At 57.2% G+C, this 22,538-nt stretch carries 16 protein-coding genes; 15 read left to right on the plus strand and 1 reads right to left on the minus strand.

All coding sequences use genetic code 11. The annotated features are described in order from the left end of the window. The 11 genes from tuf to P9L99_14670 all read left to right on the plus strand — a co-directional run. Positions 1-128: elongation factor Tu (gene tuf / locus P9L99_14620; GenBank protein ID MDP8224592.1), on the plus strand; the 128-nt coding region annotated here is incomplete at its 5' end. 10 nt (positions 129-138) lie between these two features. Continuing rightward, on the plus strand, positions 139-294 hold the full coding sequence (rpmG, locus tag P9L99_14625) for a 50S ribosomal protein L33 (GenBank protein MDP8224593.1): 156 nt from the start codon (positions 139-141) through the stop codon (positions 292-294). Positions 295-373: 79 nt separating this feature from the next. After that, on the plus strand, positions 374-565 hold the full coding sequence (gene secE / locus P9L99_14630) for a preprotein translocase subunit SecE (GenBank protein MDP8224594.1): 192 nt from the start codon (positions 374-376) through the stop codon (positions 563-565). A 13-nt stretch (positions 566-578) separates the two neighbouring features. After that, positions 579-1,115 (plus strand): transcription termination/antitermination protein NusG, encoded by a 537-nt coding sequence (nusG, locus tag P9L99_14635; protein MDP8224595.1) that lies wholly within the window; start codon positions 579-581, stop codon positions 1,113-1,115. Between the two features lie 33 nt (positions 1,116-1,148). Then, positions 1,149-1,577 carry a 50S ribosomal protein L11 gene (gene rplK, locus P9L99_14640; protein MDP8224596.1) on the plus strand — a complete coding sequence of 143 codons (429 nt, stop codon included), beginning with the start codon at positions 1,149-1,151 and terminating at the stop codon, positions 1,575-1,577. A 26-nt stretch (positions 1,578-1,603) separates the two neighbouring features. Continuing rightward, a complete protein-coding gene (gene rplA, locus P9L99_14645; GenBank protein ID MDP8224597.1) occupies positions 1,604-2,308 on the plus strand; it encodes a 50S ribosomal protein L1 in 705 nt (234 codons plus the stop codon). A gap of 269 nt (positions 2,309-2,577) precedes the next feature. Next, positions 2,578-3,111 carry a 50S ribosomal protein L10 gene (rplJ, locus tag P9L99_14650; protein MDP8224598.1) on the plus strand — a complete coding sequence of 178 codons (534 nt, stop codon included), beginning with the start codon at positions 2,578-2,580 and terminating at the stop codon, positions 3,109-3,111. A gap of 48 nt (positions 3,112-3,159) precedes the next feature. Further along, on the plus strand, positions 3,160-3,549 hold the full coding sequence (gene rplL, locus P9L99_14655; GenBank protein ID MDP8224599.1) for a 50S ribosomal protein L7/L12: 390 nt from the start codon (positions 3,160-3,162) through the stop codon (positions 3,547-3,549). 165 nt (positions 3,550-3,714) lie between these two features. Further along, complete coding sequence (gene rpoB / locus P9L99_14660) at positions 3,715-7,986, plus strand: DNA-directed RNA polymerase subunit beta (protein ID MDP8224600.1); 4,272 nt, start codon at positions 3,715-3,717, stop codon at positions 7,984-7,986. Between the two features lie 96 nt (positions 7,987-8,082). Further along, entirely contained in the window at positions 8,083-12,207 is a 4,125-nt protein-coding gene (gene rpoC / locus P9L99_14665; GenBank protein ID MDP8224601.1) for a DNA-directed RNA polymerase subunit beta', read from the plus strand. 224 nt (positions 12,208-12,431) lie between these two features. Then, positions 12,432-16,292, plus strand: coding sequence for a PAS domain S-box protein (locus tag P9L99_14670; GenBank protein MDP8224602.1), 3,861 nt, complete (start codon positions 12,432-12,434; stop codon positions 16,290-16,292). 7 nt (positions 16,293-16,299) lie between these two features. Here P9L99_14670 and P9L99_14675 read toward each other — a convergent pair whose 3' ends face one another. Beyond that, a complete protein-coding gene (locus tag P9L99_14675) occupies positions 16,300-18,780 on the minus strand; it encodes a type IV secretion system DNA-binding domain-containing protein (GenBank protein ID MDP8224603.1) in 2,481 nt (826 codons plus the stop codon). A gap of 275 nt (positions 18,781-19,055) precedes the next feature. On the opposite strand from P9L99_14675, the gene rpsL reads away from it, so the two are divergent. The 4 genes from rpsL to P9L99_14695 all read left to right on the plus strand — a co-directional run. Further along, positions 19,056-19,427: a 30S ribosomal protein S12 gene (rpsL, locus tag P9L99_14680; GenBank protein ID MDP8224604.1), complete on the plus strand. Its 372-nt coding sequence runs from the start codon at positions 19,056-19,058 to the stop codon at positions 19,425-19,427. Positions 19,428-19,438: 11 nt separating this feature from the next. After that, positions 19,439-19,909 (plus strand): 30S ribosomal protein S7, encoded by a 471-nt coding sequence (gene rpsG, locus P9L99_14685; protein MDP8224605.1) that lies wholly within the window; start codon positions 19,439-19,441, stop codon positions 19,907-19,909. Between the two features lie 295 nt (positions 19,910-20,204). Beyond that, complete coding sequence (fusA, locus tag P9L99_14690; GenBank protein MDP8224606.1) at positions 20,205-22,301, plus strand: elongation factor G; 2,097 nt, start codon at positions 20,205-20,207, stop codon at positions 22,299-22,301. A gap of 50 nt (positions 22,302-22,351) precedes the next feature. Next, positions 22,352-22,538 (plus strand): GTP-binding protein (locus P9L99_14695; protein ID MDP8224607.1); only part of this gene is annotated, 187 nt, incomplete at its 3' end.

The following is a 22,538-nucleotide window of genomic DNA, read 5'->3' on the forward strand; positions in this document are numbered from 1 at the left end:
CGGGCGAGAACGTGAAGATCAGCGTGGCATTGATTACGCCGATTGCGATGGAAGATGGACTGCGCTTCGCGATTCGCGAAGGCGGCCGTACCGTCGGCGCCGGCGTCGTATCAAATATTTTCGAGTAGGAGCCTCACGATGGGCAACCGAGACATCGTTATTTTAGAGTGCACCGAGTCCAAGCACCGGCACTATACGACTACCCGTAACAAGAAGAAGAACCCGACTAAGTTGCAGATCAAAAAATACAATCCGGTTCTTCGCCGTCATACGCTCTACAAAGAGGTCAAGTAGTCGTTAGAACAAATATTTCGCTTTCGGCGCCCAAGTTTGGACGGGCGCCGAAAGCCTTTTCGTGTGAAGGACGATAACCGTGCTGAACAAGATCAAGATTTTTTTACGCGAAGTACGCGCGGAGTTGAGGAAGGTTTCGTGGCCCAGCCGCGAGGTCACTATTGCCTCGACGTGGGTGGTGATTGCCATCTGTTTCATCTTTGCGGTCTACTTCGCGGTTGTCGATTACTCCTTAGGCTGGTTGATCAAGGCGTTTTTAGGCGCGAATTAATAAGGATAGCGGCATGGCCGATTTCAAGTGGTATGTGGTTCACACTTACTCCGGGTACGAGCAAAAAGCCAAGCAGGCGCTGGAAGAGCGCATGAAGGCACGGGGTCTCTCCGAGTTTTTGGTGGAGATTCTGATTCCTTCCGAGCAGGTCGTCGAGATGGTCAAGGGCAACAAGCGGACGACCAATCGGAAGTTTTTCCCGGGCTATCTGTTGGTGAATATGGAGTTGAATGACCAAACGTATCACGTGGTCAAATCGACGCCGAAAATTACCGGATTCGTAGGCGGACAGAAAAACCCGCCGGCGGTGCCGGAAGAAGAAGTTCGGCGGATTACGCGCCAAATCGACGAAGGTACGTTGCGGCCGGTTCCGAAAGTGGAATTCGAAACGGGCGAGTCGGTGCGGATCACCGAAGGCCCCTTCGCCAATTTCACCGGCTTGGTGGATGACGTGAAGCCCGATAAGGGCAAATTGCGGGTAATGGTATCGATCTTCGGCCGATCGACTCCGGTGGAGCTGGAGTTTTTCCAGGTCGAAAAAGCAGAATAAAGGCACGACAGAGAATTACGAAAGAGGCACACAATGGCTAAGAAGGTCATGGCGAAAGTCAAGCTTCAAGTCCCGGCGGGCAAAGCAACACCCTCGCCCCCGGTCGGCCCGGCGCTCGGCCAGCATGGCGCCAATATCATGGAGTTTTGCAAGCAGTTCAACGTCAGAACACAGAAGCAAGCGGCCGAAGGCTTGATTATCCCGGTGGAAATTACGATTTTCTCCGATCGGTCGTTCGTATTCATTTTGAAGAGCCCCCCCGCGGCCATTCTCATCAAGCGCGCGGCGAACCTGGCCAAGGGCAGTGGCGAACCCAATAAGGAGAAGGTCGGCACGATCACCGTGGCGCAGATCGACGAGATCGCCAAGATCAAAATGGCCGACTTGAACACCGACGATATCGAACAAGCACGTAGCATCATCGCGGGCACGGCCCGTTCGATGGGTGTGGATGTTGTCTAACCACGTTTTTTAGTGGGAGCGAAAAAATGCCGAAGCATGGCAAAAAATATCGCGAAACTGCGGGGACATTTGATCCCGAGCAACGTTATCCGGTCGACGAAGCCCTCACGTTCTGTCTCGAAGGCGGCGTCGCCTCGTTTGATGAATCCGTTGACGCAGTCTTCCGGCTCGGCGTCAATCCGAAACATGCCGACCAGATGGTGCGCGGCAGTTGCCTGTTGCCGCACGGCACGGGCAAAAATGTCCGCGTGATCGTGTTTGCCGAGGGCGACAAGGCCCGCGAGGCCGAACAAGGCGGCGCCGACGTCGTGGGTTCTGAGGATCTGGTCAAGCGCATTCAGGACGGTTGGCTCGAATTTGATCGGGTTATCGCCACGCCGGACATGATGCGAGTCGTGTCCAAGCTTGGCCGGGTATTGGGACCGCGCGGTCTGATGCCTAATCCGAAATCGGGCACCGTGACCTTCGACGTAGGTCAAGCGGTGGACGAGGTCAAGAAGGGTAAGATCGAGTTTCGCGTGGACAAGGGCGGCAATCTGCATGCCCCGATCGGACGGCGCAGTTTCAAGCCGGAGCAACTCCGCGAGAATCTGTTGGCGCTGGCCGACACGTTGGTTCGTCTAAAACCGCCGACGAGCAAAGGTACGTACATGCGCAACGTATCAATCAGTTCAACAATGGGGCCGGGCGTCAGAGTCGACCCCAGCGACATACAAGCGGCGTTACGTTAAACGCCTTGCGAGGCGCGTTTGGTTCTTCGGACCGACGAACGCGCCGTGCTTAATTGTTCCTAGTGAGTCGCGGTCCGAACGGATGTCAAAGACAGTAGGTGCCTGAAATATAAAGGTTTAATTGGCCTCAAGCCATCCTACCGAGACACGCCGACAGCCACGGTCGATTGCTTCCATTGGCGATCGATCCTCCCTTTCCGGGAACCGTGGGCGGAGTGCCGGTGGCGCGAGGCCGTCGAGAACCGGAAAGGAAGGGGGGAATAAACAGCGTGGATCGCCAAGGCAAAGAAAAACTGGTCGTGCAGCTACGAGAGATGCTGGCTCAGGCCTCGTTGATGGTCATGGTGGATTATCGTGGCTTAACGGTCGGGCAGATGAACAAGTTGCGCCAGGGCCTGCGGAATTCCGAGGGCGCGTGCGAATTGGTCGTCGTCAAAAACACCCTGATGCGCAGGGCGATAGACGACACGGACTTCGTAGCGTGCTTGGAGTTCTTGACTGGTCCGAACGCGATTCTGCTTGGCTACGATGACCCGGTTAGCCCCGCCAAGGCTCTAGTCGACGCCGCGAAGGAAATGCCGGCCCTGGAAATCAAGGGCGGCGTGTTCAGCGGCAAAGTCATCGACGAACAGCAGGTCCGGGAGTTGGCTCAGATGCCCAGCCGGGAAGAGAGCCTGGCCATGTTGGCCGGAGTGCTCGCCGCACCGATGCGGAACCTGGCCAGCGGTTTGGCAAACATTCCGAGGGGTCTTGTCAACGCATTGTCCCAGCTTATCGACCAAAAGGAAAAGGAGGCTGCCTGAGGCAGTCATTAGGTTTAACGAGATTGCGATTTAGAGGAGCATGAAATTATGGCTGAGATCACCAAGGACCAAATCCTTGAAGCAATTGCGGAAATGAACGTGTTGGAACTGACCGAGTTGGTCAAAATGATCGAAGAGAAATTCGGTGTTACCGCTGCAGCGCCCATGATGATGGGCGGCATGATGCCGGCGGGCGGCACGCCTGCGGAAGCTGTCGAAGAACAGACCGAATTCGATGTCATTCTCATCGACTCGGGCGCTCAGAAAATTCAGGTCATCAAGGCCGTGCGCGGGCTGCGTAGCGACTTGGGTCTCAAAGAGGCCAAAGAGTTGGTTGACACTCTGCCCAAGGCGGTCAAAGAAGCCGTTTCCAAAGACGAGGCCGAAGAAGCCAAGAAGGCTTTGGAAGACGCTGGCGCCAAAGTCGAGGTTAAGTAAAGAATATTTGTTTAACGCGACGAACAGCGCGGGGGAGCGACGACGGCTCCCCGACAGAAAGTAAAGAAAACGGAGGACCGGGGGTCCCATGAGGGACCTCTGGCTCCGAATTAGTGCTTTAAGCAAGGATCTCGCAAACACCAGGATGCGATAAGGAGACCTTGGATGTACACATCCCTCGGCGAAGTCAAACGATTCCGGAAATCCTATGCCAGGATAAGGAAGATCATCGACATCCCCAATCTGATCGACATCCAGAAAAAGTCGTATGAGCGCTTTCTGCAATCCCAAATCCCGCCCGATGAGCGCGAGGAAATCGGTTTGCAGGGTGTGTTCAAGAGCGTCTTCCCGATTCACGACTACAACAACATGAGTAGTCTGGAGTTCGTTCAGTATTCCTTGGAACCCCCGAAATACGACGTCGAGGAATGTAAGCAGCGGGGATTGAACTTCGCCGCCCCGTTCAAAGTGACCATTCGCCTGGTGGTTTGGGATGTCGACGAGAAAAGTGGCGCGAAGTCGATCCGCGACGTAAAAGAGCAGGAAGTCTACTTCGGTGAAATTCCGCTGATGACGGAGCAGGGAACGTTCATCATCAACGGGACCGAGCGGGTTATCGTCAGCCAACTCCATCGCAGCCCGGGCGTGTTTTTCGATCACGACCGCGGCAAGACCCACAGTTCGGGCAAGTTGCTTTACAACGCCCGCATCATTCCCTATCGCGGTTCCTGGGTCGATTTCGAGTTCGACGCCAAGGATATCCTGCACGTGCGCATCGATCGTAAGCGCAAGATGCCCGCCACCGTGCTGCTCAAAGCCTTGGGATACACCGACGACGAAATCCTCACGCTGTACTACAGCGACAATTTCGAGCGCATCCCGACGGTTATCGATGGCGAGACGGTTGTGTTCCGGACCGATCCGCGCTGGTTGAAAGATCAAGTGCTCAGCATGGATCTGCGGGACGAGGAAAACCGTGTCATCGCTCGGCGCGGTACGCGCATCGAGGGCAAGCACCTGCGGCGCATGCGTGACGCGAAAATGAAGAAATTCCGCCTGTCGCGCATCGATTTGGTCGGCAAGTATGCGGCCGAATACGTGATCAATCCCGACACCGGGGAAGTGATCCTCGAGCCCTCGCAGCAGATCGACGAAGAGATTATCGGCAATCTCGTAGAAGCGGGCGTGAAGAAGTTCCAGATCTTGCGCACCGAGACGCTGACCATCAGCCAATCACTGCGCGAGACCCTGTTGGCCGACAAGGTGCGTTCCGCCGAAGAGGCGATGATCGAAATCTACAAACGCCTGCGCCCCGGTGACCCGCCCACGATCGAGACGGCCCAGCAGTTGTTCAACAACCTGTTTTTCAATCCCGAGCGGTACGATCTGTCGAAGGTCGGTCGGGTGAAGATGAACCATAAACTGGGTTTGGACACTTCTAACGAGTCGATGACGCTATCCAAAGACGACATCCTGGCGGTGGTCTTCTATCTGCTCAATCTTAAAGACGGTCGCGGCCAGGTCGACGACATCGACCACCTGGGCAATCGTCGTGTGCGGGCGGTGGGCGAGCTGGTGGAAAACCAGTATCGCATCGGCCTGGTACGTATGGAGCGCGCTATCCGCGAGCGGATGAGCCTGCAGGAAATCGACACGCTCATGCCGCACGATCTGATCAATGCCAAACCGGTCAGCGCGGTGATCAAGGAGTTTTTCGGATCCTCGCAGTTGTCGCAGTTTATGGATCAGACCAACCCGCTTTCGGAGGTCACCCATAAGCGGCGCCTCTCGGCGTTGGGACCCGGCGGTTTGACGCGCGAGCGGGCCGGCTTTGAAGTGCGCGATGTGCACAACACTCACTACGGCCGTATTTGTCCGGTAGAAACGCCGGAAGGCCCGAATATCGGCCTGATCGCCAGTTTGTCGACCTTTGCGCGGGTCAACGACTTGGGCTTCATCGAGACTCCCTACCGGCCAGTGGAAAACGGCCGGGTATCGGAGGGTGCCGAATTCCTCACGGCCTTGCAGGAGGAGCGGTACACGATTGCGCAGGCAAACGCGCCGCTGGACCGCAACAACAAATTCGCGCGCAGCATCGTTTCGGCCCGCGCCGCGGGCGAGGTGGAGTTGGTCGGCGCGGAACAAGTCGATTACATGGACGTGTCGCCGCAGCAGTTGGTGTCGGTCGCCGCGAGCCTGATTCCCTTCCTGGAACACGACGACGCCAACCGGGCGTTGATGGGCAGCAACATGCAGCGCCAGGCGGTGCCGCTACTCAAAACCCGCGCTCCGCTGGTCGGGACGGGTATTGAGGAAGTTGTGGCGCGCGACAGTGGCGTGACGCAAGTGGCGCGGCGCGGCGGTCGAGTGCACAGCGTGGATGCCGATCGTATCGTTGTGAAAGTGGCCGAGGACGAAAAAGACCCGACTGAAGCGGGCGTCGATATTTACAATCTGACCAAGTTCCAGCGTTCGAACCAGAACACGTGCATCAACCAAAAGCCGATTGTTTCGGTCGGCGAGCGCGTGTATCGCGGGCAGGTCTTGGCTGACGGCCCGTCTACGGACATGGGCGAACTGGCGTTGGGTAAAAACGTCGTCGTCGCATTCATGCCGTGGCAGGGTTACAACTTCGAGGATTCGATTTTGATTTCCGAGCGGTTGATCAAGGATGACCGCTTCACCTCGGTTCACGTCGAGGTTTTCGAATGCGTCAGCCGCGACACGAAGCTCGGCAAAGAGGAAATCACTCGCGATATCCCGAACGTCTCGGAAGAAGCTCTGCGGAATCTGGACGAGTCGGGCATCATTCGCATCGGCGCCGAAGTGAAGCCCGGCGACATCCTCGTAGGCAAGATCACGCCGAAGGGTGAAACCCAGTTGTCGCCGGAAGAAAAGCTGCTGCGCGCCATCTTCGGCGAGAAGGCCGGCGACGTGCGCGACACCAGTTTGACGGTGCCGCCCGGTGTGGTGGGTACGGTCACCGATGCGAAGGTGTTTTCGCGCAAGGGTGTGGACAAGGACCAGCGCGCGCGGGAGATCGAGGACGAACAAATCGCCAAGATTCTCGGCGACCAGGAAACTGAGATCCGCATCATTACCGAAAGCGCCCTTAAATCCCTCAAGGACATGCTGATCAACAAAACCGTGACGGCGGCCTTGCTGGACGAAGACGAGAACGAAGTGCTGCTCAAGAAGGGGCAGCGCATCACGGTCGAACTGCTCGACGAAATCGATTTCGAGAAAATCGCCGAGTTGTCCCTGGCCGATACGAAGTTGGAGACGCGGATTCGGGAACTGGTGATCAACGTCACGAAGCAAGTTGAGGCGGTCAAAGAGTTTTTCGAAAGCAAGATCGAGCGTCTCAAGAGATCCGACGAAATGGCGCCCGGCGTCATCAAGATGGTCAAGGTGTACGTGGCGATCAAGCGCAAGTTGTCGGTGGGCGATAAGATGGCCGGTCGGCACGGGAACAAGGGTGTGCTCTCGCGGATTCTGCCGGAAGAGGATATGCCCTATCTGCCGGACGGCACGCCGGTCGAGATGATTCTCAACCCGTTGGGCGTGCCCTCGCGTATGAACGTCGGTCAGATTCTCGAGGTACACCTGGGCTGGGCAGCGCGACATTTGGGCGAGCAAATTCAGCACGTCCTCGAACAGAGCTTCAACGCTGGTAAGTTGCGCAAACAATTGTTGGCGGTTTTTGAAACGGAAAACGAGACGAATCGCAAGATTCGGGATCTGATTTCCGGCGCCAAAGACGATGACATCGTCAAGTTCTGCTACGGCTGGGATGAGGGATTGTTCTTGGCCACGCCGGTTTTCGATGGCGCGCCGGAAGCGGAAATCAAAGTAGCCCTGGTAAACGCGGGCCTACGCCGCGACGGCCAGACAACCTTGTTCGACGGCCGCAACGGTGTGCCCTTCGACACCGACGTGACAGTCGGCATCATGTACATGCTTAAGCTCCACCACTTGGTGGATGACAAGATCCACGCGCGGTCCATCGGCCCCTACAGTTTGGTGACGCAGCAACCGCTGGGCGGCAAAGCGCAGTTCGGCGGTCAGCGTTTGGGTGAGATGGAGGTGTGGGCGATGGAAGCGTATGGCGCTGCGTACAGCCTGCAGGAATTCCTGACGGTCAAGAGCGACGACGTGGCCGGTCGCACGCGGATGTACGAGTCAATTATCAAAGGCGAGTGCGAACTCGAACCGGGCCTACCGGAGAGCTTCAACGTGTTGGTTAAGGAACTGCAAAGCCTTTGTCTGGACGTGGAATTGCTCGAAGAAGAAATGGAAGAAGAAGCCGAAGTCGACGAAGCCACCAAGGTTCGGGCCGACTTCGACGCGCTGTTCGCCAAGCCGTCGTTCGACAGCGATTTGGGACCCGGTTCCCTGTCGCAGCCGATTACGCCGGAAAAAGAAACAAAAGAGTAGATTACGGCCAAAAGCCAGCACACGCAGGAGGGCGAGCCGTTGAGAGATTTTTACAGCCTTTTTGAAAAACCGAAAAACCCCTTGAGTTTCCGGGCGATGCGGATCGCTTTGGCCAGCCCGGAGAAGATTCGGGATTGGTCGTTTGGCGAAGTAAAAAAGCCGGAAACGATTAACTACCGCACCTTCAAACCGGAGCGGGATGGGTTGTTCTGTTGCCGAATTTTCGGGCCGATAAAGGACTTTGAGTGCCTGTGCGGAAAATACAAGCGCATGAAGCACCGCGGCATCGTCTGCGAAAAGTGCGGCGTCGAGGTTATTCATTCCAAGGTACGCCGGGAGCGGATGGGGCACATCACCCTGGCCACGCCGGTCGCGCACATTTGGTTCTTGAAGAGCCTGCCCAGTCGCATCGGCGCGTTGCTCGATATGAGTTACAAGCAGTTGGAAAAGGTCTTGTATTTCGAGCAGTACGTCGTGGTGAGTCCGGGCAACACGAAGCTGAAACCGGGTGAGTTGCTCTCCGATGAGGAATACTGGCAGGCCATGGAAGAGGGCGGCCCGGACTTCGATGCAGGCATGGGCGCCGAAATCATCAAGAAGATGCTCTCGCAGATCGAGCTGAAGATACTGGCCGACGAACTGCGCGAAGAAATGAAGGCCGCCACCAGCGAAGCCAAGCGCAAAAAGGTTTCCAAGCGGCTGCGCGTCGTCGAGGCATTCCGCGACAGCGGCAACCGGCCCGAATGGATGATCCTTGATGTCATCCCCGTCATACCGCCCGAACTGCGTCCTCTCGTGCCGTTGGAAGGCGGCCGTTTTGCGATTTCCGATTTGAACGATCTGTACCGGCGCGTCATCAACCGTAACAACCGCTTGAAGCGGCTGATCGAGTTGCAGGCCCCGGAAATCATCATCAAGAACGAAAAGCGCATGTTGCAGGAGGCGGTCGACGCTTTGTTCGACAACGGGCGCCGCGGCCGGGTCATCACCGGTCCGAACAAGCGGCCCCTCAAGAGCCTTTCGGATATGCTCAAAGGAAAGCAGGGGCGTTTTCGGCAGAATCTGCTGGGTAAACGCGTTGACTATTCCGGCCGTAGCGTGATCGTCGTAGGCCCGGAATTACGCCTGCACCAGTGCGGATTGCCCAAGAAGATGGCGCTGGAATTGTTCAAGCCCTTCATCTACGAAAAGCTGGAAAAGCGCGGCCTGGCCCAGACACTGAAACTGGCCAAGAAAATGGTGGACCGCGAAGTCGCCGAGGTGTGGGACATCCTCGACGAGGTGATCAAGGAACACCCGGTGTTGCTTAACCGCGCGCCGACCCTGCACCGCCTCGGCATCCAGGCCTTCGAACCGGTATTGATCGAAGGCAAGGCGATTCAGCTTCACCCCTTGGTCTGCACCGCCTTCAACGCCGACTTCGACGGCGACCAAATGGCCGTGCACGTGCCGCTTTCGGTCGAGGCGCAGGTGGAAGCGCGGGTGCTGATGATGAGCACCAACAACATCCTGTCGCCCGCCCACGGCAAGCCGATTATCGTGCCGAGCCAAGACATGGTTTTGGGCATTTACTACATGACGCGCGAACGGCCGGGCGCCCGCGGCGAAGGCAAGATTTTTGCTTCCCCGGAAGAAGTCGACCGAGCGTACTCGACCGATGCGGTGGAGCTGCACGCTCGTGTTCGCTGCCGCATCAACGGCACGGTGTTCAAAACGACGGTCGGCCGCGTGTTGCTCTACGACATCGTTCCAGACGCGGTGCCCTTCGCCCACGTCAACCACATGATGGGCAAGAAGCAAGTGGCGAATTTGATCGACACGGTGTACCGCATCACCGGCGATAAAGAAACGGTGTTGCTGGCCGATAAGATTCGCACCCTCGGCTTCACGATGGCCACGCGCAGCGGCGCTTCGATTTGTTTGGACGACATGGTCATTCCGGACAAAAAAGTGGAAATTCTCGAACGCAGCCAGGCCGCGATCGAGGAAATTCTCGAATACCGCCGCGAAGGCTTGATCACCGACGGCGAGCGCTACAACCGCGTCGTCGATATTTGGGCCGATGCCACCGACGCCATCGAGAAAGAAATGATGGAGGCGATGGGGCAGCAGGAATTCACGACTACGGAAGGCACACGGATCATAGCGTCAAGTTTCAATCCGATTTTCATGATGGCCGAATCCGGCGCGCGTGGTTCCACGGCGCAGATTCGCCAGTTGGCCGGTATGCGTGGCTTGATGGCCAAGCCTTCCGGCGAAATCATCGAGACGCCGATTACCAGCAACTTCCGTGAAGGACTCACGGTGTTGCAGTACTTCATCTCGACACACGGCGCCCGCAAGGGTCTGGCCGATACCGCGCTTAAGACCGCGAACTCCGGCTATCTGACCCGCCGCCTGGTCGACGTGGCGCAGGATTCCATCGTAACGGTGGAGGATTGCGGCACGCTGGACGGCATTATCGTCAGTTCCTTGGTCGAAGGCGGCGAGGTGATCGAGCGGGTCGGCGATCGCATTTTGGGTCGCGTGGCGCTGGAAGACATCGTCGACCCGGTGAACGACGAAGTACTCGTCGGGGCCAACGAAGAGATCGACGAAGAGAAAGTGCGCATCATCGAGGATGCGGGCATCGAGCGCGTGTTGATTCGCTCGGTGTTGACCTGCAAAGCCAAACGCGGCGTGTGCCGCTCGTGTTACGGCCGCGATCTGGCTCGCGGCAAGATGGTCAATCTCGGCGAAGCGGTCGGCGTGATCGCGGCGCAATCCATCGGTGAGCCGGGCACTCAGTTGACGATGCGTACGTTCCATATCGGTGGTACGGCCTCGCGGAAGGTTGAGGCTTCGGCCTTGGAAACTCGCACCGAGGGGTTTGTGCACACGCACAACGTGAACATTGTCGAGGGTCGCGAAGGCCAGAAGATCGTCATGAACCGCAACAGCCAACTCGTTGTCCGCGACGCCACGGGTCGTGAGCGCGAGCGTTACAATCTCGTGTACGGCGCCGAACTCCTGTTCACCGACGGCGCCTTGGTCAAAGCGGGTACGGTAGTGGCCAAGTGGGATCCATTTACGACCCCGATTCTCACCGACGTAAGCGGCGTGTTGAAATTCGGCGACATCATCCAGAACGAGACGATGGACGAACAGGTCGACGAGATGACTGGTATGAGTCAGAAGGTCATCGTCGAGCCGAAGAGCCCGAGTTCCAGGCCGCGCATTTCGATCAAGAATCCGAGCAAAAAGGCGGTAACGCTGAAGATTCCGGATACGGATCGCGATGCTCGTTACATGCTGCCGGTCGGCGCGATCATTATGGTCAAGGAAGGCGGTCGGGTGCATGCCGGCGACGTCTTGGCCAAGATCCCGCGCGCCACGACGAAAACCAAGGACATCACCGGCGGCTTGCCCCGCGTGGCCGAACTTTTCGAGGCTCGCAAGCCCAAAGAGATGGCCGAGATTTCCGAAATCGACGGTCGCGTCAGCTTCGGCGAGGACGTCAAAGGGAAGCGCCGTGTGGTCATCACGCCCGATAAGAGCGGTGAGAGCCGCGATTACCTGATTCCAAAAGGTAAACACATTAGCGTGCACGAGGGCGACTTCGTTCGCGCGGGCGAAGCGTTGATGGACGGCGCGGCCAATCCGCACGACATCCTCAGTGTGTTGGGTGAAAAAGAACTCGCCAAGTATTTGGTCGATGAAATTCAAGAGGTCTACCGCTTGCAGGGCGTCAAGATCAATGACAAGCACATCGAGGCGATCGTCCGCCAGATGCTGCGCCGCGTGCGCGTGGTGGATGTCGGCGACACCACCTTCCTGGTCGGCGAACAGGTCGAAAAATGGAAGTTCCGGGAAGAAAACGAGCAAATGATCGCCAAGGGTGGTCGGGCTGCGATCGGCGAGCCGATGCTGCTTGGTATCACGAAGGCGAGTTTGTCGACGGAGTCGTTCATTTCGGCGGCCTCGTTCCAGGAAACAACGAAGGTGCTCACCGAGGCGTCGATCACGGGCAAAGTCGATTGGCTGCGCGGCCTGAAAGAGAACGTGATCATGGGTCGTCTCATTCCGGCCGGAACCGGTGTTCCGACCTACCAGTCCCTGGATATCGAAGTCGATTTACCCGAGCAACCCGAGGAGGACGAGTACGAGATTTACGGCGCGTCGCCCTTCGAGGACTTCAATTTCGAAGACACCGCCGGATCCGGTACCGAGCCGGCTGAGTAAGCGCACGGCAATTGAGACTACGTAGGGCGGCCTCATCGAGGTCGCCCTTTTTCGTAACGGACGATGTGACGATAGAAAGTGGATTTCTTGATTAGATAAAGCTGATTTTCTCACGATCGCGATAAATATTGTCGGCAGCATGGATTGTGTGTTTTGTTAAATATAAAATAACAACGACGAAAAATAACGACAGAAGCCGGGACGCTTGATCTCCAGAGGCATGTTTGGACATACAACTCCTCGAAAACTTGGCGTTACTTTTGGCGTTGAGCGTTTTCTACGGCTTTGTCGCCGATCGCTGGCAAGGTCGTAATTTGACCTCCCTCGTATTTTCGGGTTTCGTTTTCGGCGCTTTCACTCTGGCGGTAATGTTTCTCCCGTTTCGTTATCAGCCCGGTATATTTTTCGACAGCCGTTCGGTGGTATTGGCGATGGCGGGGCTGTTCGGCGGCCCGATACCCGCGGCGATTGCCGCCGCGATGGCTAGTGTGTACCGGCTTATTTATGGTGGGCCGGGTACACTGACGGGTATCGGCGTCATTTCCACTTCGGCGTCGCTCGGCGTGCTTTTTTACTATCTGCGGCGCCGTGATGCCAATATTGTTACGCCGTGGAAATTGGTCATTTTTGGCGCGATTGTCCATGTGGCGATGCTTTTGTGGATGTTTTCTCTACCCGGGGAAACCGCTTGGCGGGCGCTGCGGGTCATTGCGGTGCCGGTATTAGTTTTTTTCCCGTTGGTGACTGCGTTGCTTGGCACAGTGATGATGGATTTAGAGAGACGCGGTCGGACGCGTCAGAGTCTCCGATACTCTACAAGAGCACTTAAAACCCTCAGTCAGTGCAATCGCGCCGTGGCCCGGGCGGTCGAAACGAGAAGTTTTGTCACGGAAGTGGCGTCCATCCTCGCACGATTCGCCGGATATAGGCTGGTTTGCATCAGCTTAAGGGCTAACGACGGCGAGGGGGCATTGCGTATCGAAGCGTGGGCCGGCGCGGAGGCCGATAAGGTCGCCGGGTTGACGTTCGATTGGAACGATCCGGCGCTTTGTGAGGGGCCTGTCCGTGCGGCGCTATCGGGCGGAAACGCGGTTATTCGTCAAGACCTTTTACACGACCCGGAATCGCGTGCCTGGTGGCCCGTGGCGCGAAGGCTTGGATTCGTTTCGTCGATTGCCTTACCGCTGCGCGGCGGCCACGGCGCCGTCGGCGTTTTAAGTGTTTATTCGTGGGATAGGCGTGAATTCGGTACGAAGGAGCAGAGCTTGCTCAATGAGTTGGCCGACGACATTGCCTTCGGCTTGGAGTCGTTGCGGGTGCGGCGAGAAGTCGATCGGGCGCATCGTCAGTTGGCCGCCGGCGACGAACGGTATCGGTTGTTGTTTGAAACGATGGTGCAGGGCGTGGTGTTTCAGGATTCGCAAGGAAATGTTACGTCGGCCAACGCCGCTGCGGAGCGAATTCTTGGTTTGACGCATGATGAAATTGTCGGCCGCGCGTCCGCGGATTCGCGGTGGCGGATAATTCGCATGGACGGCAGCGAGTTACCTAGTGAAGAACACCCGGCCATGATCGCGCTTCGAACGGGCAGCCCGGTGCCGGACGCAGTTTTGGGTGTGTTTAATCCGCGCGAAGAAAACCACCGGTGGATCATCACGAGTTCGAAACCTTTTTTCCGTCCGGGAGAAGAAGAACCGTATCAAGTGCAGACGATTTTCGAGGACATCACGGCGCGACGGCGGACCGAAAAATCAATGAGTGCGGCGCAGGACAAGCTTCAGGAACAGGACAAAATCTATCAACTAATCACGAAGAACATGAAGGATGTTGTTTGGTTAATGAGTATGAATTTGGACATCCTTTATATGAGCCCAAGTATCGAACGCATTCTGGGTTTTACGGCGGAGGAAATAAAAAGCCTACCTTTGGATAAGCAGTTGACGCCCGAATCATTCGAGCGATTCATGGCGATGATCGCGCGCACGCTCACTCCGGAGAATCTGGCGGACAAAGACTTGGACATCACTACCTCCATTGAGGTCGAGCATTATCGAAAGGACGGCACGACCGTTTGGTCGGAATCGTCGGCCGCCGTGGTTCGCGACGAGCAAGGTTCCCCGACCGGGATTGTCGGTTCGAGCCACGATATTTCCGAACGCAAACAAGCCGAGACCCGCTTGCGTCAAAGCGAGCAGACGTACCGCCTACTCGCCGATAACACGCTGGATTGCATTTGGACGATGGATATCAACCTGAATTTTATCTACGTAAATCCAGCCATTGAGCCGATGACGGGCTACACGCCCGCGGAATGGATGGATTCGAACCTGGCGGATCACGCCGATGCCGAAAACCTCGCCATAATGGCCGGCGTCGTGGGCGAAGCGCTGAGCAAGCCGCCGGCGGAGAGCGGAATAATTTTCGAGGCAGAGATCAAGAAAAAGAGCGGTGAATCGATTCCCGTGGAAATTGTGGGCAAGGTGATATACGGCCCGGATGGTAATCCGATCGGCCTACAAGGCACAACGCGAGATATTTCCGAGCGACGCGCCGCGGACGCGGAGTTGAAGCGACAGTATGAAATGTTCGAGTTGATCATCAATCATATCCCCGTGATGATTGTGATCTACAATCCTAATTTCAATGTGACCTTATTGAACGAGGCTTGCGAAAAGGCGATTGGTTGGCTAACCAAAGACGCAAAAGAAATCGATCTAATGGAGAGATGCTTTCCGGACCCAGAAATCCGTCAAAAAATACATGAGTTTGTGGACGCGGCGCCGCCCGAGTGGATGGACCTCGATTTGACCGCGAGAGACGGCCGCGTGCTGAAAAGTACGTGGACGACAATCGTACTGTCAGACGACACCCGCGTCGCCATCGGTTTGGACATTACCGATCAAAAACGGGCCGAGGCCCAGCGCACGGCGTTGGAAGAGCAACTGCGACAATCCCAGAAAATGGAAGCCGTCGGCCGCCTGGCGGGCGGTATTGCGCACGATTTCAACAACGTACTTACGGCGATTCAAGGATTCTCTGATCTCGTGCTCGATGCCCTGGGTGCCGACCACGAAGCGCGCGAAGACGTGAGGCAGATCATCGAGGCTTCCGAGAGCGCGGCTCGTTTGACGCAACAACTGCTGGCGTTTTCGCGCAAACAAATCATCGACCCGAAGCCACTGGACCTCAACGGCGTACTTGCCAATTCGGAGCAAATCATTCGGCGCTTGATCGGCGAGGATATTGATCTTGCGTTTTATCCCGAACAAGATCTGTGGCGGATTCATTTCGACGCCGGGCAAATCGAGCAGATATTGATGAACCTTGCCGTCAACGCCCGTGACGCCATGCCCCAAGGCGGCAAGTTGACTTTCGAGACCCACAACGTCCCTATCGAGGATGTACCGACCGCAGTGAGAACAAAGCTGGTTACGGGCGATTATGTGATGCTGGGAGTTAGCGACAACGGCCATGGTATCGACGCGGAAACACAAACCAAGATTTTCGATCCTTTTTTCACAACCAAAGAAAAAGGCCGCGGTACCGGGTTGGGGCTGGCGACGGTGTATGGAATCGTCAAGCAAAACAACGGATACGTGAGCGTGTACTCCGAAGTGGGTCACGGCACGAGCTTCAAAATCTATCTGCCTCGTATTGGCGCCGATGTGGTGGAAGTGGGGGCAACGACGGTCATCAGCGATTTGGAGGGGAGCGAAGTGATCTTGTTGGTCGAAGACCAGGAAAACGTGCGAAACGTTGCCGAAAGGACATTGACTTCTTTCGGATATCGCGTCCTGGTCGCAGCCGACGGCGAAGAGGCCGTCCGCTTGTTTGATGCGAACGCCGACGACATCGACTTGCTGCTGACCGACGTCATTTTACCCCTCATGGGTGGAAAGGAGTTGTTGGTCAAACTCAACGAACGTAACCCGGATTTGACGGCGCTCTATATGTCCGGTTACACAGAAAATGCCATCGCCCACCACGGCGTGCTGGACAAAGGAACTCACTTTCTGCAGAAGCCGTTTCGACCTCGCGAACTCGTCATCAAAGTTAGAGAAGTTCTTGATTTAATAGAAAGATAGAGCGAAATCAGTCCGAGTATTCCCGATACGTTTCGTAAATGGCGCGAATTTCTCGTTCCACCAGTTCGTGGTCTTTGCCGTACTTGAGGCGTGACAATTCGCGAATTCGTTCGGCCGATTCGCGATCTCCCGCACCCAGGGGCGGCAACAGCTCGACGCTGAACGGCTTGTGGCCCAGGGATCCGTAACTGCGGACGAATGCCTGGAAATTCGCCGTGCCGCTAAGGTCGCGCTTTGTGAAATACGGCCAGAAGAGGGCCTCGAGCGCCTCGGCGTCGGAGGGCCCGACGCGCAATGTCATCATGGTGCCCACATTGCCCAGCACAGCCTTGCGTACTTCCACCGGGATTTGGTCGACGTATTGGTGCGCCAGCGTCAGCGAGAGGCCGAACTTCCGACTTTCGGCCAGCATCTCGGCGAATCGCTGGTCGGCAAACATTTGAAATTCGTCGGCGTACAGATAGAACGGTTGGCGTACGCCATTGACTCCGCGTTTCATGACCGCGTATCGAATTCGTGCGATCACCTGGCTGGCGAGCAGCCCGGCCGCCAATTCGCCGAAACGTCCTTTCCCCAAATGGAAGAGGAGGATTTTTCCCGAGTTGACGATGTCATCCAGATCCAGCACGCGCGGCTGGCAGGTGATGTTGCGCAAGGCGGTATCAGAGACGAAGCGGGTGAACTTCGAGGTGATGTAAGGGGCGATGCTACTAATATGCATATCCCCTTTGGCGCGGAGCGCTTCTTCAATGAAGTCATCAATGACGACATCCTGACCCTGTGCTTTTTTCACCAAGTGTTCGCGCAGTTTGGCGTTGGTGTAGAGCGCGCGAAAGACCATCAGGCTGGGCGTGAGGGAATCGGGCGGCCTTTTCTGACCGAGCAACAGGCCAAGCATGCCGCGAAAGTGCGATTCGAATATCGGCCCGCCGGCCACCTCCATGTTGTAGGTCAGATTCAAATACGAAAAAAGGTCGTCGATGATAATGTCGCGGGCGTGCCGATAATTCTGCTCATCCTCTTCTTCAATGCGCAAAATGTTGAAGCCGACCGGGCGTTCCACGTCGGTTACGTCCACCAGCACGACGTCGTCGGCGCGCTCCGGCGGAATCCAGCCCAAAATGGTTTCAATCAACGGTCCATGCGGGTCCAGGACCGCCACGCCGCGACCCCGCCGAATGTCGTGCACAATCATGTGTTCCATGACCGTCGACTTGCCGGTGCCGGTTTGGCCGATGAGGTAGGTGTGGCGAAAGCGCATCGGCTCATCCAGCGAGACGTCCAAACGTCGGCCGCGGTGAGAATTGCATCCCAGCGGATAGTCGTCGCCCGACGCCCCGCCCATCGCACCGGTGCGGGCGCGGACCAGGGGCAGGCCGGGATACTCGTTTTCCGAGGGCATGGGCGTGCGCAAAAACGCCGCCGCTTCAGCGGGTCCGAAGAGCAAATCAAATGTGGGGCAGTCGAGCTTATCGAGCAGGTCGGTGTTGGAGACTTGCGCGATTTGCGCGCCGCCCCGGTAAATCGAATTGGCGCCGGGGCTGTCAGGCGTAACCGAGGCGTCGTCGAGTGAGCCGATCACCGTGGCAATCACCGAAGCGGCCGGCCGGGCGGGGCCGGCTAAAAAGACCCGCGCGGCGATTTGATGACCGCCCAGCATCGCCAGGCGTCGCAGCGCTTCCTCCCGCAAAATGTTGACTTGCAGGGATAGGACTGTGCGGACTCCCGATGCCGAGCCGCCGGCGCCGAGCAGGTTTTCGGCAGATGCCAGGTTGTCGTGCGCTTCCTCGAGGCAGGTTCCCGGTGAGCGCTGAAAGCCCGCGAAATGAGACACTAATGCCGTTTCGGGTTCTTGTTGAAGCGTCTCCAGAAGTCGCCGCCACGAGTCGTCCGTGGGCACCCAGGGATAAAGGTGCTGCATGCTGAGATGGGCATCGGCCTCGTTCGGCTCAGGGGCGTTGTTCGTGCCGCCAAAGCCGATCGGAGCGTGATGGATTTGGCCGTGGCTGAGACGCATTTTCTCCACTCGCCGGCGGATTTCCAATACATGCGGCGCTTGCACGTGGCGCGCGACCAGGGCGGCTTCGGATTCGTCTTTGATGGGCCGGAGCTCGGCATAATCGAGGGTAGTCAGCAGCAGCATCCACAGATCGTGAAAGGCGGTGGAGCAATTCGCCTTTGCTTCCGCGGCTGTCGGGCCGCGTCCGAGGGCGGCAAAGTGGGTGGTGACGGGGTGCTCGGGCGTTGGGGCGCCGAGGATCAAAAGCCCCTCCATCGGCGTGGGCAAGACGGCCAGGGCGTTGGCCAAATCCGTCCAGCGGTCGCGGCATTGGCGGGTGATTTCGCTCACGCGGTGGCCACTGTCGCCGGAGCCGATGTTTTCCCAGAAAAGTTCGGTGGAAAGGACGCGATCCAGGCGGATAAAACCGAGGGCGATAAACTCGCCTGCCGCTTCGCGCGTTGACGCGCAGAATTCGATCTTGGTCATCGTACTTCCTTAATATACAGGGACACAGAGTACCTCGACGTTGCTACAAGAACGTTGGGAATGCCGAGTGTGATTAGCACGGCTTGATCGCTGTTGTCAATTGGCAGCGCGCCGGCGGGGCGGAATCGAGCTAAATCCAGCGGCAAAAAACGCTTTTGGTAAAAAAGTCTTGACAGAACGTGAAAAAGCCAGTATATTTCGCGCCCTCTTGTATAAGAGGTAGGCGCAAGTACTGGAAAAAGCGACGTTACTTTGTTTTAGCGAGAAGGGCGATTATGCCGACAATCAACCAGTTGATTCGCAAGGGCCGTTCAGTCAAAAAAGAGAAGACTGACGCGCCCGCACTGAAGGGCTGCCCGCAGAAGCGCGGCGTGTGCACACGGGTGTATACGACCACGCCGAAAAAGCCGAACTCGGCGCTGCGCAAAGTCGCCCGTGTGCGTCTTACAAACGGTATTGAAGTCACGACTTATATCCCCGGTGAAGGACACGCCCTGCAGGAGCACAACGTGGTGTTGATTCGCGGCGGGCGAGTCAAGGACTTGCCGGGTGTTCGTTACCACATCGTACGCGGCAAACTCGACGCGACGGGTGTGGAAGGCCGGAAACGCGGCCGTAGTAAATACGGCACCAAACGGCCGAAGTAGGGGAGTAGGCGATGCCGCGTAGACACGTTATACCCAAACGCGATCCGCAACCGGATTCCCGCTATGGCGATCGTACTGTTTCCAAATTCATCAGCAATCTGATGAGTATGGGCAAGAAAAGTACCGCCGAGGGCATCTTCTACGGCGCGATGGACTTGGTGGAAAAACGGACCAATGAAGACGGTCTGAAAGTTTTCAAAACGGCGTTGGAAAACGTCAAGCCGATGGTCGAAGTCCGCAGCCGCCGAGTCGGCGGTTCAACCTATCAGGTGCCCAGTGAAGTGCGCACCGAGCGGCGCCAGGCGCTGGCGATGCGGTGGATCATCAACTTCTCCCGCAAACGCAGCGAGCATACGATGGTCGAGCGTTTGGCCGGTGAGTTTGTCGATGCTTTCAACAGCCGCGGCAATTCGGTGAAGAAGCGCGAAGACACCCATAAGATGGCCGAGGCCAACAAGGCTTTCAGTCACTATCGGTGGTAATTTTTTCGTAGGCGGGAAGCCCCCGCCATCCAGACCGCCCGCTTTCGGTTGGTGGTCGGCGAAAAGGTCTTTTGAAGACGAAATACGGTGATTCGGCCACTCGCAACCGACGAGGCCGGCACCAACGGCAGAAAATCGACGAGTTCGATTGTAAGCCGTGAACGAAACGAAAGTATCGTTCGAAAGGACCGATCAGCGCATCGCTTGTTGATTGGTCTTTTCGCTTGCTCTTTTACAGGGTACAGGCACGATCCGGTCGGGCCTGTCCCGGGGATACGTGGTAAGGAAGTCGATCGTGGCGAAGGCGAAAAAAAAGGCCAACCCCCTCGAGCGCACCCGGAACATCGGGATTATGGCGCACATCGATGCGGGTAAGACGACCACAACCGAGCGAATTCTTTACTACACCGGGATAACCTACAAGATCGGCGAGGTTCACGAGGGCACGGCCCAGATGGACTACATGGAGCAGGAACAAGAGCGCGGCATCACGATTACGACCGCCGCCACAACCTGCTTCTGGCACGATTACCGGATCAACATCCTGGATACTCCAGGCCACGTGGACTTCACGATTGAGGTCGAACGCAGCCTGCGGGTGCTGGACGGGGCGGTCGCCGTATTTTGCGGCGTAGGCGGTGTGGAGCCGCAGTCCGAAACCGTCTGGCGGCAATCCGAGAAGTTTCACGTGCCCAAGATCGCTTTCGTGAACAAGATGGATCGCGTCGGCGCCGACTTCTTCCACGTTGTGGAGATGATGAAAAGCCGGCTCGCGGCCACGCCCCTGGTGATGCAGTTACCGATCGGGGCCGAAGCCGACTTCCAAGGCGTCGTTGATCTACTCGGCATGAAGGCGATTCGGTGGGATGAAGAAACCTTGGGAGCGCGGTACCACGAGGAACCGATCCCAGACGATCTTTTACATGATGCAGAAAAGTGGCGGACCAAGTTGATAGAAACCGTCGCCGAAAACGACGACGATTTGATGGCCAAGTACGTGGAAGGCGAAGAAATCGGCGAAGCCGAACTTCGCGCCGCAATCCGGCGGGCCACCTGCTCGCTGGCATTGGTGCCGACGTTGTGCGGCGCCGCATTCAAAAACAAGGGCGTGCAGCCTTTGCTCGATGCGGTGACCGATTTTTTGCCCAGTCCGGCAGACATTCCGGCGATTGTCGGTATAAATCCGAACACGGGCAAGGAAGAACAACGGAGCGCGGACCCGGGCGAACCTTTCGCGGCGTTGGTTTTCAAGCTGCTGAACGATCCTTTCGTCGGCCAACTCGCGTTCTTGCGTGTGTATTCCGGAAGCGCCCAGATGGGACAGATGGTCTTCAACGTGACCAGAGAGAAGAAAGAGCGTCTGGGCAAGATCCTCAAAATGCACGCCAACAAGCGCGAAGAGATCAAGGAAATGAGCGCCGGGGACATCGTCGCGGCAGTTGGGCTCAGATCGGTGGCGACGGGGGACACTCTGACCGTGCAGCACAAGCCGATCGTCCTGGAAGGGCTGGACCTGCCCGAGCCGGTGATTCACATCGCCATCGAGCCTAAGAGTCAGGCCGACCAGGAGAAACTCGAAGAGTCGTTGCAGCGTCTGGCGCTGGAGGATCCCAGCTTTCAGATCAACGTCGACGAGGACACGGGCCAGACGATCATTTCCGGCATGGGCGAGTTGCACTTGGATATCATTGTCGACCGTCTCACTCGGGAATTCGGCGTCAACGCCAATGTCGGCAAGCCGCAGGTCGCTTACAAGGAAACGATTACCAAGGCGATCGAGGTTGACGAGACTTACGATCGGCAACTGGGCAATCGCGGTCACTTCGCCAAAGTCACGTTGCGGATTGAACCAACGGGCGTGGGCGGCGGCTTCGTGTTCGAAAACGAAGCGAGCGCCTCCCAGGTGAAAAAGGAATTCGTGCCCATGGTCGAGCAAGGCGTGCAAGGCGCGCTGACCGTCGGCGCACTGGCCGGTTATCCGGTGCAGGACGTCAAGGTAACACTGACCGGCGGCGCATATCACGAAGTCGACTCCGAGGATATCGATTTCAAAGTGGCGGCGACGATGGCGATCAACAAGAACTTGCGAAAGGCGCACCCGGTTCTACTCGAGCCGGTCATGGCGCTGGACATCGTCGCCCCAGAGGAATCGGTCGGAGACGTGATCGGCGATTTGAACAGCCGGCGCGGACAGATCGTAGGCTTGGAACCGCGCCGCGGCGTACAAGTCGTCAAGGCGCTGGTACCTCTCGCGGCGATGTTTGGATACGCGACGGATTTGCGATCCGCCACACAGGGACGGGCGACATACACGATGCAGTTTGCACGTCATGAACCGGTCCCGACACAGATACAGGAAGAAATTGTCAGCCGCATGGGTGGTTACTACTAAACCGGAGAATCCTAGACGGCGCCAAGCCAGGCTAAGGCAGGAGGAAGAAAATGGCGAAGGCGAAATTTAAGCGCACGAAGCCACACGTAAACATTGGGACGATTGGTCACATCGATCACGGCAAGACAACGCTGACGGCGGCGATTACCAAGACGCTGGCGGCGAAGGGTTTGGCGGACTATGTGTCCTTCGAAAACATCGATAAAGCCCCGGAAGAGCGGGAACGCGGGATCACGA

Source organism: Candidatus Lernaella stagnicola (assembly GCA_030765525.1).
GTDB classification, from domain to species: Bacteria; Lernaellota; Lernaellaia; order Lernaellales; family Lernaellaceae; genus Lernaella; species Lernaella stagnicola.

What these genes read in the sequence shown, in the direction of transcription:
- rpmG (MDP8224593.1), top strand. Translation starts at nt 139, where the DNA reads ATGGGCAACCGAGACATCGTTATTTTAGAGTGCACCGAGTCCAAGCAC.
- nusG (MDP8224595.1), top strand. Translation starts at nt 579, where the DNA reads ATGGCCGATTTCAAGTGGTATGTGGTTCACACTTACTCCGGGTACGAG.
- rplK (MDP8224596.1), top strand. Translation starts at nt 1,149, where the DNA reads ATGGCTAAGAAGGTCATGGCGAAAGTCAAGCTTCAAGTCCCGGCGGGC.
- rplA (MDP8224597.1), top strand. Translation starts at nt 1,604, where the DNA reads ATGCCGAAGCATGGCAAAAAATATCGCGAAACTGCGGGGACATTTGAT.
- rplL (MDP8224599.1), top strand. Translation starts at nt 3,160, where the DNA reads ATGGCTGAGATCACCAAGGACCAAATCCTTGAAGCAATTGCGGAAATG.
- rpoB (MDP8224600.1), top strand. Translation starts at nt 3,715, where the DNA reads ATGTACACATCCCTCGGCGAAGTCAAACGATTCCGGAAATCCTATGCC.
- rpoC (MDP8224601.1), top strand. Translation starts at nt 8,083, where the DNA reads ATGCGGATCGCTTTGGCCAGCCCGGAGAAGATTCGGGATTGGTCGTTT.
- P9L99_14675 (MDP8224603.1), bottom strand. Translation starts at nt 18,780, where the DNA reads ATGACCAAGATCGAATTCTGCGCGTCAACGCGCGAAGCGGCAGGCGAG.
- rpsL (MDP8224604.1), top strand. Translation starts at nt 19,056, where the DNA reads ATGCCGACAATCAACCAGTTGATTCGCAAGGGCCGTTCAGTCAAAAAA.
- rpsG (MDP8224605.1), top strand. Translation starts at nt 19,439, where the DNA reads ATGCCGCGTAGACACGTTATACCCAAACGCGATCCGCAACCGGATTCC.